The organism is Stenotrophomonas sp. STEN046 (assembly GCF_056759755.1).
In genome coordinates, this window is the sequence record NZ_JBRRDR010000004.1 from 79,407 (window position 1) to 92,716 (window position 13,310).

At 66.5% G+C, this 13,310-nt stretch carries 11 protein-coding genes; 9 read left to right on the forward strand and 2 right to left on the reverse strand.

Features of this window, described 5'->3' with window-relative positions; translation table 11 throughout:
* Positions 1-31: 31 nt before the first annotated feature.
* From ACVOLJ_RS03530 to ACVOLJ_RS03570, 9 genes are all read left to right on the forward strand, one after another.
* Complete coding sequence (locus ACVOLJ_RS03530) at positions 32-535, forward strand: hypothetical protein (RefSeq protein ID WP_475278540.1); 504 nt, start codon at positions 32-34, stop codon at positions 533-535.
* Between the two features lie 374 nt (positions 536-909).
* Positions 910-3,132: an NADP-dependent isocitrate dehydrogenase gene (locus tag ACVOLJ_RS03535; RefSeq protein WP_481563465.1), complete on the forward strand. Its 2,223-nt coding sequence runs from the start codon at positions 910-912 to the stop codon at positions 3,130-3,132.
* Between the two features lie 308 nt (positions 3,133-3,440).
* Positions 3,441-4,388 carry a hypothetical protein gene (locus ACVOLJ_RS03540; RefSeq protein ID WP_475278538.1) on the forward strand — a complete coding sequence of 316 codons (948 nt, stop codon included), beginning with the start codon at positions 3,441-3,443 and terminating at the stop codon, positions 4,386-4,388.
* A complete protein-coding gene (locus ACVOLJ_RS03545; RefSeq protein ID WP_475278537.1) occupies positions 4,381-4,929 on the forward strand; it encodes a GTP-binding protein in 549 nt (182 codons plus the stop codon). Before ACVOLJ_RS03540 ends, ACVOLJ_RS03545 begins: the two co-directional genes overlap by 8 nt.
* Positions 4,922-5,338, forward strand: coding sequence for a roadblock/LC7 domain-containing protein (locus ACVOLJ_RS03550; protein ID WP_481563466.1), 417 nt, complete (start codon positions 4,922-4,924; stop codon positions 5,336-5,338). The genes ACVOLJ_RS03545 and ACVOLJ_RS03550 overlap by 8 nt, the downstream gene beginning before the upstream one ends.
* Before the next feature lie 51 nt (positions 5,339-5,389).
* Positions 5,390-5,749: a hypothetical protein gene (locus tag ACVOLJ_RS03555; RefSeq protein WP_475278535.1), complete on the forward strand. Its 360-nt coding sequence runs from the start codon at positions 5,390-5,392 to the stop codon at positions 5,747-5,749.
* Between the two features lie 179 nt (positions 5,750-5,928).
* Complete coding sequence (aceK, locus tag ACVOLJ_RS03560; protein ID WP_481563467.1) at positions 5,929-7,659, forward strand: bifunctional isocitrate dehydrogenase kinase/phosphatase; 1,731 nt, start codon at positions 5,929-5,931, stop codon at positions 7,657-7,659.
* A gap of 62 nt (positions 7,660-7,721) precedes the next feature.
* Positions 7,722-8,609, forward strand: coding sequence for an energy transducer TonB (locus ACVOLJ_RS03565; protein ID WP_475278533.1), 888 nt, complete (start codon positions 7,722-7,724; stop codon positions 8,607-8,609).
* Between the two features lie 89 nt (positions 8,610-8,698).
* Positions 8,699-9,571: an energy transducer TonB gene (locus ACVOLJ_RS03570; protein WP_481563468.1), complete on the forward strand. Its 873-nt coding sequence runs from the start codon at positions 8,699-8,701 to the stop codon at positions 9,569-9,571.
* Positions 9,572-9,610: 39 nt separating this feature from the next.
* Here the strand turns inward: ACVOLJ_RS03570 and ACVOLJ_RS03575 are convergent, their stop codons facing one another.
* Together ACVOLJ_RS03575 and rho are read right to left on the reverse strand one after the other, a co-directional pair.
* Positions 9,611-11,185 (reverse strand): sensor domain-containing diguanylate cyclase, encoded by a 1,575-nt coding sequence (locus ACVOLJ_RS03575; protein WP_475278531.1) that lies wholly within the window; start codon positions 11,183-11,185, stop codon positions 9,611-9,613.
* A 205-nt stretch (positions 11,186-11,390) separates the two neighbouring features.
* Positions 11,391-13,154, reverse strand: coding sequence for a transcription termination factor Rho (gene rho, locus ACVOLJ_RS03580; RefSeq protein WP_475278530.1), 1,764 nt, complete (start codon positions 13,152-13,154; stop codon positions 11,391-11,393).
* Positions 13,155-13,310 lie beyond the last annotated feature (156 nt).

Below are 13,310 nucleotides of genomic sequence, written 5' to 3' on the forward strand. Positions count from 1 at the left end.
CGCCATCCGACAATCCTGGGAGGAACCCCGAATGATCAAGACCACCCCGCTCCAGAACGCCCTGCTGGCCGCACTGCTGGGCAGTGTCGCCCTGGTGGGCTGCAAGAAGAAGGAAGAAACCGCTGACAACAATGCGGCACCGGCAGCGACCACACCGGCCGAAGCTCCGGCTCCGATGACCGGCGCGCCGCCGCCGATGGCTGCCGCTGCGGTTGCCGTTTCCACCGTTACCGTGGGCAAGTCCGCTGCGGCAGACAAGTCGGTAGCCCCGGCAGCGTTGTTCGCACCGAAGGATGACGTGGTCGTCTCGGTCAAGACCGATGGCGCCGCCAACAATGTTGCGGTCGGCGCCAAGCTGACCTTCCAGGATGGCCAGGTGGCCGGCGAACAGAACGCGACCCTGAACACCAGTGGCGCAGAAACCACCAACATCACCTTCAAGAATGCCAATGGCTGGCCGGCGGGCAAGTACCGCGCCGAAGTCATGGTCGATGGTAAGGCGGCCGGAACGCCGCAGGAGTTCGAGGTCAAGTAAGTCCTGCCGACTCTCTCCCGGCAGGGCTCACGATGGACGCAGCCGCGAGGCTGCGTCTTTTTTTTGGGGCGATGGCGGGCTCTCATCCACGCGTGGCGTGGATCTACTGAAACGGCGGGTTCTTCCTCATCCACGCATGGCGTGGATCTGCCGGGAACGCATCACCGACGCACAACACCGGCCCAGTGGATCACTGCGTTGCAATACCGCCGCGTATGGCCCGGCTTTGCCCCGCGCGGCTGAAAACGCGACAATGCAGGGGTTTCCCCGCCGCGCGCCCACCCTGACGGCGGCGGGGGAAGTGACACGGTTGCACGTGGCCCGGCGCTGGCGCCGGCCTTCCCCTGAGCACTGCTACAGAGTCCAAGTCCCCCATGTCCAAGATCCTCTACACGCTGACCGACGAAGCACCGTTCCTGGCCACCCAGTCGCTGCTGCCGATCGTCGACGCCTATACCTCCACTGCCGGCATCGCGGTGGAAACCCGTGACATCTCGCTGTCCGGCCGCATCCTGTCGCTGTTCCCGGAACTGCTGAGCGATGCGCAGAAGGTCAACGACGACCTGGCCGAGCTGGGCCAGCTGGCGACCACCCCGGACGCCAACATCATCAAGCTGCCGAACATCTCCGCCTCGGTGCCGCAGCTGAAGGCGGCCATCAAGGAACTGCAGGACCAGGGCTACCCGCTGCCGGATTACCCGGAAACCCCGGCCGACGACCAGCAGCGCGACTACAAGGCGCGCTACGACAAGGTCAAGGGCAGCGCGGTTAACCCGGTGCTGCGCGAAGGCAACTCCGACCGCCGCGCACCGCTGTCGGTGAAGAACTACGCGCGCAAGCACCCGCACCGCATGGGCGCCTGGGCCTCGGATTCGAAGTCGCACGTCGCGCACATGGCCGCCGGTGATTTCTACGGCAGCGAAAAGTCTGCCACCCTGGTCAACGCCGGCGCGCTGAAGATCACCTTCCACGGCAAGGACGGCAGCACCGTCGTGCTGAAGGAAAAGACTGCGGTGAAGGCGGGAGAGATCGTCGATGCCGCGGTGATGAGCCGTAAGGCACTGGCTGCGTTCATCGGTGAGCAGATTGCCGATGCCAAGGCCCAGGGCGTGCTGTTCTCGCTGCACCTGAAGGCGACCATGATGAAGGTCTCCGACCCGATCATGTTCGGTGTGGCGGTCAACGAGTTCTACAAGGACGTGCTGGCCAAGCACGCCGATGTGCTGAAGCAGGCCGGTTTCGATGCCAACAACGGCATCGGTGACCTGGCCGCGCGCCTGCCGTCGCTGCCTGAAGCCACCCGCGCTGCGATCGAAGCCGACCTGGCTGCCGAGTACGCGCAGCGTCCGGGCGTGGCCATGGTCAACTCGGACAAGGGCATCACCAACCTGCACGTGCCGAGCGATGTGATCGTCGACGCCTCGATGCCGGCGATGATCCGCGACTCCGGCAAGATGTGGAACGCCGAAGGCAAGCTGCAGGACACCAAGGCCGTCATTCCTGACCGCTGCTACGCCGGCGTGTACCAGGCCGTCATCGACGACTGCAAGGCGCACGGTGCCTTCAACCCGGCCACCATGGGCTCGGTGCCGAACGTCGGGCTGATGGCGCAGAAGGCTGAAGAGTACGGCTCGCACGACAAGACCTTCCAGATCGCTGCCGATGGCGTGGTCAAGGTCACCGACGACGCCGGCAACGTGGTGTTCGAGCACGCCGTGGAAGCCGGTGACATCTGGCGCATGTGCCAGACCAAGGACGCGCCGATCCAGGACTGGGTCAAGCTGGCCGTCGAACGCGCCCGCCTGAGCAGCACCCCGGCCGTGTTCTGGCTGGATGCCGCCCGCGCCCACGACGCGCAGGTCATCGCCAAGGTCGAGCAGTACCTGAAGGACCACGACACCAACGGCCTGGATATCCGCATCCTGCCGCCGGTGGAAGCCACCGCCTTCTCGCTCGATCGCATCCGCAAGGGCGAGGACACCATCTCGGTGACCGGCAACGTGCTGCGCGATTACCTCACCGACCTGTTCCCGATCATGGAGCTGGGTACCAGCGCCAAGATGCTGTCGATCGTGCCGCTGATGGCCGGTGGCGGCCTGTTCGAGACCGGCGCCGGTGGTTCGGCTCCCAAGCACGTGCAGCAGTTCGTTGAAGAGGACTACCTGCGCTGGGATTCGCTGGGCGAGTTCCTGGCCCTGGCCGCGTCGCTGGAACACCTGGGCAACCGCTACGACAACGCTGCCGCCCGCGTGCTGGCCAAGGCGCTGGATGAAGCCAACGGCCAGTTCCTGGACAACGACAAGTCGCCGTCGCGCAAGCTCGGCGGCATCGACAACCGTGGCAGCCACTTCTACATCGCGCTGTACTGGGCGCAGGCCCTGGCCGTGCAGACCGAAGACGCCGCACTGCAGGCCCGCTTCGCACCGCTGGCCAAGGCCCTGGCCGACAACGAGCAGAAGATCGTCGACGAGCTGATCGCCGTGCAGGGCAAGGCCGTGGACATCGGCGGCTACTACCGTCCGGACGTGGCCAAGGCGGCGGCCGCCATGCGCCCGAGTGCGACCTTCAACACCGCACTGGAGCAGCTGCGCGGCTGATCCATCGCCGTGCGGTCGTGACATCGGAACCCGCGCTTCGGCGCGGGTTTCTTTTTCTGCGCAGGGCGGCCGAGCGGGCATCCGCGCATGGCATGCATCAGCCGGCGGTCCAGAACCGTGACATCCATCGGTTGTCGGAATGCCGTCAACACGGCATGAAACTTGCCCCCGATCGCCGTCGCAGAACCGATCTGCGCCAATCCACCACTGCCATCAATATGAGCAGTCGATCACGACGGTGGCGGCAAACCATGGCCTAGCCTTGGCGCTGCGAGACCGCCGGGGAGGCGGTCGCACGGGGAACACGGATGGCACGCGTGCTGGTAGTGGGAACCGACATCCAGGGCGAGCAGGCCCTGCTGCAACGCCTGCGCCTGGCCTCGGCGCTGCCGGATGGCCAGATCCGCCGCAGCCAGGATCTGGACGACTGCGATCTGCTGGTGATCCGCGATACGCCAGCGTTGCGCAACGCGGCACTGCGCATGCGCCAGCAGCGGCCACGCCTGCAATGCTGGATTGAAGACCTGGGTGGTCAACTGCGCGAAGGCGATGGCCGCCATGACGTGCTGGACGATGGTGCGATCGGCCGCGCGCTGCGTGGCATGCAGCCTGTGGCCGGGGCGACGGCAATCCGCCTGGCTGACGGCGCCCATGCGATCACCCGCCTGCTGCGCGAGCGCCTGCCGCTGCGACAGGGGCAGGCCATGCTCGGCGAGGACGGAACGCCCCTGCTGCTGCTGGACCTGGAACAGGACCAGGCAGTACTGCTGCAGGAGCCGGCCAGCACGCTGGTGGAGCGTCTGGCCCAGGGCTTTGAGCGCCTGTACCTGGACGCGTTGCAGCCGGCGCAGCTGCAATCGCTGGCGGGGGACCGCGCGCGCCAGCCGTTGCGCCCGCTGCTGTGGCAATGGGCACAGCGCAGCGGTCATTGGCAGGCACTGGATGAACGCCTGCGTGGGGCATCGGTGAAGTTGCTGCGTTGGCCGGATTTCCGCGTGCTCGGCCACGATCACGATGGCTTTCGTCTGTGCTCGCTGTTGCTCAAGCGCGCCTGCACGGTGGACGAATGCGCGATGCTGCTCGACCTGCCGGCGGCGGCCGTGCGCGATTTCATCCATGCGGCCTATCTGTGCGGTTACGCGCAGCTGCAGTCCGCACCGGCATCACCGATGGCCACCGCGCGTTCGCCAGGCGGCGACAACGGTCTGCTTGCCCGCCTGTGGCGGACACTGCGCGGGAGTGATCGCGATGCGTGAGCACAAGGTGGTGGTGCTGGGGGGCATGGGCAGCGGCAAGTCCACCCTGGTACGCAGCATCGCGGCTGGTGCGGTTATCGACACCGACGTGGCCAACAGCGACCGTGCCGGTGCGGACAAGGCGTCCACCACCGTGGCGCTCGACTACGCCGATATCGACCTGCCCAACGGCGAGCGGTTGCGCCTCTATGGAACGCCCGGCCAGCAGCGTTTCGATTTCCTGTGGCCGATCCTGCTGCAGGGCGCGCGTGGTGCAGTGCTGCTGCTGGATGCGCGGCGCGCCGGCGTTGCCGAGGAAATGCAGACCTACCTGCAGGTGCTGCAACCGTTCGGTTCGGCGCTGGCGCTGGTCGTGGCCGTCACCCATCTGGACCAGGCGCCGGCGGCTGCATTGGATGACTGGGCCGCCTGCGCACGGCTTGATGACCAGCCCCTGCCACTGCTGGCCGTGGATGCGCGCGATCGCCAACAGGGATTGCTGCTGATGGATGTACTGATGAGCGAAATGGAAGCGCATGCGCTGGTGGCCGCACATGGCTGATGGGGACGGTGCGCCGCTGCCGGACGCGCAGCAGCGCGAACGCCTGCAGCCGCTGCTGCAGGACCTGCAACGGCGCGTTGAAGGCGTGCGCACCGTGGTGCTGGCCAGTGTCGATGGCTTCGCCCTGGTCAGTGCCGGGGCCGAAGGCCGCGGCGAGCGGCTGGCGGCGATGACCAGCGCGATGCTGGCATTGGCGGCCGCGGTGGGGCGCGAACTGGTACTGGGCGATCTGCAGACGCTGATGCTGGAAGCGGCGGGCGGCAAGGTGCTGATGCTGGCCATCCATGCCGAGGGACGTGCGCCGTTGCTGTTGATGGCGGCATGCGACCAGCGCAGCGTGATCGGCCAGGTGCTGTGGCAGAGCAGGGAATGTGGCCAGGAGATCCTGGCCGAACTCGGCGGATCGTGAGCCCGGCCGCAGGGGAACGAGGGCTCGAACCAACAACGAGAGAGGTGCGACGTGGCTGGACTGAATGATTCGCTGACTGCACTGATGAGCATCGATGGCGCCCAGGCCGTTGCGCTGGTCGACTATGAAAGCGGCATGCTGCTGGGCGAGGCCGGCTCGGGCATGGACATGGAAGTGGCCGCGGCCGGCAATACCGAAGTGATCCGCGCCAAGATGAAGACCGCTGCCTCGCTCAACCTCAACGACAGCATCGAGGACATCCTGATTTCGCTCGGCAAGGCGTATCACATCATGCGGCCGGTGGCGAAGAAGAAGGGCCTGTTCTTCTACATCGTGCTGGACCGGACCAAGTCCAACCTTGCCCTGGCCCGGCGCAGGGTGCAGGACGTGGAGGCGGAACTGGCGATCTGAGGCGGCCGACGTGCAGTAGAGCGGTAGTGCCGGCCGTTGGCCGGCATCTGCAGTCCCCAGCCGCTGTTTCATGGGGTGCCGTCCAGCGGCCGGCACTACCAGCGCATCCTCGGTTCGGCCCTACACAAGCCACCCCACGCCAGCGTATGGTGAAGCCGGTCCTCCCGGGTGAGCCCTGCATGTCCGAGCCTGTCATCGCCACCGATCTGGCGCCACGCATCGCCAGCGCCATCCGTGATGGCTTCGAGGACTACCACGCCCGGTTTGCCGCGATCACCGCCCGCGCCCGCGTGCGCTTCGAACGACGTGACTGGGCCGCGGCGCGGCAGGACGCGGTCGAGCGCATCGCACTCTACGATCTGTGCATCGCCGAGCAGATGGATGCCCTGCGCCGGCTGGCGGGCGAGGCCGTCGGTGCGCGAGCGCTCTGGCTGCAGGTGCACGCACGCTACAGCGCGCTGCTGCAGGGGCTGATCGATGCCGAACTGTACAAGACCTTCTACAACACGTTGGCACGACGGCTGTTCGCCATCCGCGGCGTGGACCCGCAGGTGGAGTTCATCGCCTTCGACGTCGAACCTTCCGATGCGATCACCCACCCGGTCGCGCGGCATACCTACGCGGTGTCGCCGACACGTCCGGTGGAAGCGCTGCAGCGGGTGTTGGCCGACTACCGTTTCGATGTTCCGTATGCGCACCAGCTGCGCTGTGCAGCGGCCATCGCCGTACGCCTGCAGGACGATCTGGCGCATTGGGGCGATACGCCGGTGCGCAGCATCGAGCTGCTCGATACCGTGTTCTATCGTGAGCGCCGCGCCTATCTGGTCGGCCGCGTGTTCGGTGAGCATCGCTTCTCACCCTGCGTGATCGCGCTGGTCAATGACGAGCGCGGCCTGCGCGCCGATGCCGTGCTGACCCGGCGCCGTGATGTCGCCCATCTGTTCGGCGTGTCACGCAGCTACTTCCAGGCCGATCTGGCCACGGTCGGCGATGCGGTGGTGTTCCTGCGCAGCCTGCTGCCGGGCAAGCCGATCGACGAGCTCTACACCGTGCTGGGCCGCGCCAAGCAGGGCAAGACCGAGCGCTACCGCACCTTCTTCCGCCATTTCAATGAGCACCCGCAGGAGCGCCTGCTGCATGCCGAAGGCACCCCGGGCATGGTCATGGCGGTGTTCACGCTGCCCAGCTATCCGCTGGTATTCAAGCTGATCCGCGACCGCTTCGCCTGGCCCAAGGCCATGTCGAGGCAGCAGGTGGAAGAGAAGTACGCACTGGTGTTCAACCTCGACCGGGTGGGCCGCCTGCTTGATGCACAGCCGTACCGGCACCTGCGTTTCCCGCGTGATCGCTTTGCGCCGGCATTGCTGGAGGAACTGCTGCAGCAGTGCGCGCAGAGCGTGCGACTGGATGGCGATGAGGTCGAGATCAACCTGTGTTACGTGCAGCGTCGCTTCCGCCCGTTGAATCTCTATCTGCGTGAGCAGAGTGGTGAGGCGATCCGTGCCGCAGTGCTCGATTACGCCCAGGCGATTACCGACATGGCGCGCAACAACATCTTCCCCGGCGACATGCTGCCGAAAAATTTCGGCGTCTCGCGCCACGGCCGCGCGGTCTTCTACGACTATGACGAACTCTGCCTGGTCAGTGACTGCGTGTTCCGTGCATGGCCGCAGCCCAGTACGCCTGAAGAAGCAATGGCCGACGAGCCCTGGTTCCACGTCGGCCCGCGCGACGTGTTCCCCGAACGCTTCGGGCCTTTCATGGGGTTGCCCGCACAGGAGCTCGCAGCGGTGCGCGAGCTGTACCGGCATCTGTTCGACCCGGCGTGGTGGCAGGGGCTGCAGGCACGCTTCGCGCTGGGGGACTATCCGGACACGCCGCCATATGCGGGCAGTCATCGGCTGGCGTGATCGGCTGCATCTGCACGGCGCAACTGCGGTAGGCTCGGATCCTCATCACCAAGGATCGGGCCATGATGCGTTCTCCCCTGTTTCTCGCGTTGGTGCTTGCCACTGGCAGCATCACCAGCCTGGCGTGCGCCGATGCCGCTGCCCAGACCGCCCAGGCGGTGCGTGCCACCGCCGAAGCCAGCATGGTGCTGACCGGCAACATCGATGTCTCTGCCGATGGTTCGGTCAGTCACCTGGTGCTGGATCAGCGCGAGATGATTACGCCGTCCATCGCGTCCTTCGTCGATGGCACGATCCGCAGCTGGCGCTTCGAACCCACGCTGCGCGATGGCGCGTCCGTTCCGGTACATGCGCCGCTGCGCGTGAGGCTGCTGGGCAAACCGTCCGGAGATGGTGGCATTCAGGTCCGCATGAGCAGCGTTGACTTCAGCCAGTACGACGACACCGCGACCGACACGGTCACCCGTAAACGCATGCCGGCGCCGCGCTACCCCGAGGCCGCGTTCCGTGGCGGTGCCCAGGGTGACGTGCTGTTGCTGGTCAAGGTGGCGCGTGATGGCACGGTGGCCGACGTGATTGCCGAGCAGGTGAACATGGGGGTGGTGGCGCCGGAACGGACGATGCAGCAGCTGCGCGACCTGTTCGCCAAGGCCAGCATCACCGCTGCCCGCAAGTGGACCTTCGCGCCGCCGACCACCGGCGAGGACAAGGACCACGCGGATTGGACGATCCGGATACCGGTCAGCTATTCCATCACCAAGGACCTGAAGTCGCGACCGGAGGACTACGGCACGTGGAAAGCATTCATCCCCGGTCCGCGCCAGTCCGCGCCATGGCGCCAGCACGATGTCCAGCAGGCGGGCAGCGACCTGCTGCCGGCCGGCGGGGTCTACATGGTCGACAGCGCCAACCGCGGCCTGCGCTTGCTGACCCCGCTGTCCAAGGACTGAACGGCCGGCGCGGCCGCTGCCGTCTTCAGGGATGCCCGGGCCCGTCACCTCGGGTACGCTCTGGCTTCCATGCACAAGGAGTGGCTGTGATGCGTTCTTCTCTCTTCCTCGCCCTGACGCTCGCCCTCGGTAGCGGTGCGATCCTGGTTGATACCGCCCAGGCGCAGACCGCGCGGCAGGTGCGCCAGCAGACAGAGGCCAGCATGACGCTCAGTGGTGTCATCGACATCGGTCGTGACGGCGGAGTCGAGGGTTTCCAGCTCGATCATCGCGAGAAGGTCAGCCCCGATGTGGCGTCGCTCGTCGATGAAACCGTCAAGGGGTGGCGCTTCGAGCCGGTCATGGTCGAGGGCCGGCCGGTGCCGGCGCGTACCGCCGTCCGCCTGCGCCTGCTGGCCGACAACATGACCGGAAGCACCATGCAGATCCGGGTGGCCGACGCCAACTTCGGCAGGATCCGCGACGAAAAGAACCTGACCAGCGATGACATCACCGCGGTGAAGATGCGTCCGCCGGTTTACCCGGACAAGGCGGCTTCGATCCGTGGCCAGGGCGTGGTGCTGCTGCTGGTCAAAGTGGGGCGTGATGGCAAGGTCGCCGACGTGGTCGCCGAGCGGACCAACCTGACCGCGGTCGGGTCCGAGCGCACGATGCAGATGCTGCGCGATGTACTGGCCAAGGCCAGCGTGAAGACTGCCCGCGACTGGACCTTCAGTCCGCCCACCACCGGTGCGGACAAGGACCGCGAGTTCTGGACCGTGCGGGTGCCCGTCCACTATGCGTTCGATCGGCGGGAAGACCGCTATGGTCGCTGGTCGGCCTATATTCCTGGCCCGCGCCAGCAGGCTCCGTGGAAGACGCGCGAGGATGCGAAGGCCGCGGGAACCGATCTGCTGCCCGAAGGTGGCGTTTACATGGTCGGCCGCGAGGAAGGCCCGCGCCTGCTGACCCCGTTGGGCTGACGCCCCGGTAGGTGGCGCCGGGCATTCCCGGCGCTGCCGTCAGTCGGCGTGCGGGTATACCACCACCCGGTTGCGCCCCTGTTCCTTGGCCAGGTACAGGGCCTTGTCGGCCAACCGCAGCGCCTGTTCCGGGTCGGTATGGAAGCTGGGGAAGTGGGCCACGCCCAGCGACACCGTGATCGTGCCGACCGGCTCGAACGGCTGTTCGGCGATCGCCTGCCGCAGGCGTTCGCCCGTCTGCCGTGCCGCATCGACGGACACGCCCGGCAGCAGCACCAGGAACTCCTCGCCGCCAGCGCGGCACAACACGTCGGTCTCACGCGAATGACGGCGCATCTGTTCGGCGATATGCACGATGGCGGCGTCGCCGACGTCATGGCCATGGCTGTCATTGATCGACTTGAAGCGGTCGATGTCCAGCGCCAGGATCGCAAACGGCAGGCCCTGGGCCTGAAGCGCGTCGAGCGCCTGCTGCAGGCCTCGGCGGTTCAGCAGGCCGGTCATCGGATCGGTGCGGCTGGCGCGGTTGAGCGTGCCGATGCGGTCCTGCAGCGCATTGAAGCTGTACAGCACCGCCTGCTTCAGCTGTGCCACTTCGAAGTACCAGGCCTGGATGCCATTGACGTGGCTGATCGCATTGCCGGTGTCTTCGCCGTCCTGCACATTGCGCGCCAGCTGCCACAGCGGCAGCGAGATGCGGCGCGCGAACCACCAGGTGATCAGCAGCGACAGCACGCCCAGCGGAATGGCGTTCCAGATCACCGCCGACATCAACCGTGACAACGGTTGCAGCGTCGCTTCGGTCGGACGCTGGGCAACGATGCCCCAGCCGGTCGCCGCCACGGGCGCGTAGCCGGCCAGCATCGCCACGCTGTGGTTGTTGCGTACCTGCTGCGCACCGCGCTGGCCGCGCATCACTTCCTTCACCGCCGGGTTGTTCAGCGCGTAGGTGCCCACTTCCTTCGGGTTGTTGTGGTAGATCAGCCGGCCGTGGCGGTCCACCACGTACAGGTAGGAGCCATCGCGGTAGTAGTGCGTTCCCAGCAGCGTGTTGAGCGCGCTGCGCTGGCGCAGGTACAACGTGCCGCTGACATAGCCGCGGTACTGGCCCTTGCGGTCGAACACCGGGTGCGAAATGGAGATCAGCAGCTTGCCGGTGGCCGACTGGTAGGGATCGCTGATCATCGGCTCGCGCTTGTCCAGTGCGGCCTTGCTGCCGGCGCTGCGCAGGATCTCGCCCTGCAGCTGCAGTGTCTGCGGCGAGGTGGCGATCACGCGGCCGTCGCTGGCTACCACCAGCGATGAATTGAAGCTGCTGGACTGAAGCTGCAGGCGGCTGGCTTCATCCTGTGCCTGTACCGGATCCATGTCGCTGTCGCCGAGCCGGGCAGCGGCATAGGCCAACTGCTGCTGCGCCGACAACAGGAAGTTCTGCGTGGTCTCGGCCAGCTTGGTGGCGTACACGCGGTTGGCTTCCAGCGTGTTGCCCACCAGCTGGTCACGCTGCACGCGATAGCTGGCGAGCAGCGTGTTGGCCAGGGCGATGACGGCGCTGAGCAGGGCCAGGGCAAGGATCAGCTTGCCCAGGTTGAGGCGGGGGGAGAGTGTGCGCATGCGGAGCAACATGGGGCGGGCAGGGCCCGCCGCGCAGTGCGCGATAGGGGCGAGGTCGCATTATCGCCACAATTTTCGCGTCCGGAGTGAAAGCCGGCACGCGCAGGCCTTCCCGCAGAACAACGCCGTGCGTGGTCGGTCGTCCGGCCGCAACGAAAAGGCCCCGCAGTGCGGGGCCTTTTGCTGGTGCATCGACAACGCGCGATCAGCGCTTCATCGAACCGAAGAACTCGTCGTTGGACTTGGTGTTCTTCATCTTGTCGAGCAGGAATTCCATCGCGGCCATTTCATCCATCGGATGCAGCAGCTTGCGCAGGATCCAGATCTTCTGCAGCAGTTCCGGTTCGATCAGCAGGTCTTCGCGGCGGGTGCCCGAACGGTTGATGTCGATGGCCGGGAACACGCGCTTTTCAGAGATGCGGCGGCTCAGGTGCACTTCGCTGTTGCCGGTGCCCTTGAACTCTTCGTAGATCACCTCGTCCATCTTGCTGCCGGTGTCGACCAGCGCGGTGGCGATGATGGTCAGGCTGCCGCCTTCTTCCACGTTACGTGCGGCACCGAAGAAGCGCTTCGGGCGGTGCAGGGCGTTGGCGTCCACACCACCGGTCAGCACCTTGCCCGAGCTCGGCACGACGTTGTTGTAGGCACGTGCCAGACGGGTGATCGAGTCGAGCAGGATCACCACGTCCTTCTTGTGCTCGACCAGGCGCTTGGCGCGCTCGATCACCATTTCGGCAACCTGCACGTGGCGTGCGGCCGGCTCGTCGAAGGTCGAGCTGATGACCTCGCCGCGCACGGTGCGCTGCATTTCGGTCACTTCTTCCGGGCGCTCGTCGATCAGCAGCACGATCAGGTGCACGTCCGGATGGTTGGTGGTGATGGCGGTGGCCACCTGCTGCATCATCATCGTCTTGCCGGCCTTCGGCTGGGAAACGATGAGCGAGCGCTGGCCCTTGCCCTGCGGTGCCATCAGGTCGAGGATGCGACCGGTGATGTCCTCGGAGGAACCGTTGCCGCGCTCCAGGGTGAAGCGGCGACGCGGGAACAGGGGGGTCAGGTTCTCGAACAGCACCTTGTTCTTGGACGCTTCCAGCGGCTCACCGTTGATGGTGTCCACGATCGACAGCGCGAAATAACGCTCGCCGTCCTTGGGGAAGCGGATGCGGCCGGACAGATGGTCGCCGGTACGCAGGTTGAAGCGGCGGATCTGGCTGGGCGAGATGTAGGTGTCGTCCGGGCCGGCCAGGTAGCTGGCTTCGGCCGCGCGCAGGAAGCCGAAGCCGTCCGGCAGGATTTCCAGCACGCCGTCGGCGGCGACGCCGTCACCGTGGCGGGTCAGCACCTTCAGCAGCGCGAAGATCACGTCCTGCTTGCGGGCACGGGCCACACCTTCGGAAATCTGCAGCTGCTCGGCGATGTCCAGCAGCTTCTGCGCCGGCATGCGCTTGAGGTCGCTCAGCGAATAGACCGGGAAACCTTCGGGCACGTTGGCGTGCGGGCGCGGCACGAACGGCTGCTGCTCGCCATTGTCGTTGGGCATGCCGTCGTCGCGGAAGCGACCACCACCGCCACCACCGCCACCACCGCCGCCGTTGCGATCACGGTCGCGACGGTTGCGGAAGCGGTCACGGCGATTGCCCTGGCCCTGCTGGTTCTGGTTCTGGTTGTAGGGGTTCTGGTTCTGGCCGCCCCCCTGGTTGTTCTGGCGCGGCTGGCCGGATTCGCGACCCTCGCCACCGTCGCCACCGCCACTGCTGGCAGATGCTTCGGAAGCGGGTGCGCTCGGCGCGGGAGGTGTCGCGGCAGGTGCCGGTGCCTCGGGCGCGGCGGCCAGCGGCAGGGCAGGCTGCGCCGGAGCAGCACTGGTTTCGGCGGCGGCCGGAGCGGCAGCCTTGGCTACGCGGGGCTTGCGCACGCGCTTTTCGGCGGGCGCTTCAGCGCTACCGGTTTCGGAAGTGTTATCGGACAAGAGCGTTATTCCTCGCTTGAAGGTGCGAGCGCCCGGCTGGGGCGGCGAACGTTGGGAATGGGTCTGGAAGAAACTGCGTCCAGAAGATGCGGCACGCGAACGCGGCCGGATGTGCCGACACTATCATCGGCCTGCGGCGCCACGCAAGGGTCGCCG

Excerpts from the sequence above, each read along its gene's own strand:
- ACVOLJ_RS03530 (WP_475278540.1), top strand. The coding sequence starts at position 32 with ATGATCAAGACCACCCCGCTCCAGAACGCCCTGCTGGCCGCACTGCTG.
- ACVOLJ_RS03535 (WP_481563465.1), top strand. The coding sequence starts at position 910 with ATGTCCAAGATCCTCTACACGCTGACCGACGAAGCACCGTTCCTGGCC.
- ACVOLJ_RS03540 (WP_475278538.1), top strand. The coding sequence starts at position 3,441 with ATGGCACGCGTGCTGGTAGTGGGAACCGACATCCAGGGCGAGCAGGCC.
- ACVOLJ_RS03545 (WP_475278537.1), top strand. The coding sequence starts at position 4,381 with ATGCGTGAGCACAAGGTGGTGGTGCTGGGGGGCATGGGCAGCGGCAAG.
- ACVOLJ_RS03550 (WP_481563466.1), top strand. The coding sequence starts at position 4,922 with ATGGCTGATGGGGACGGTGCGCCGCTGCCGGACGCGCAGCAGCGCGAA.
- aceK (WP_481563467.1), top strand. The coding sequence starts at position 5,929 with ATGTCCGAGCCTGTCATCGCCACCGATCTGGCGCCACGCATCGCCAGC.
- ACVOLJ_RS03565 (WP_475278533.1), top strand. The coding sequence starts at position 7,722 with ATGATGCGTTCTCCCCTGTTTCTCGCGTTGGTGCTTGCCACTGGCAGC.
- ACVOLJ_RS03570 (WP_481563468.1), top strand. The coding sequence starts at position 8,699 with ATGCGTTCTTCTCTCTTCCTCGCCCTGACGCTCGCCCTCGGTAGCGGT.
- ACVOLJ_RS03575 (WP_475278531.1), bottom strand. The coding sequence starts at position 11,185 with ATGCGCACACTCTCCCCCCGCCTCAACCTGGGCAAGCTGATCCTTGCC.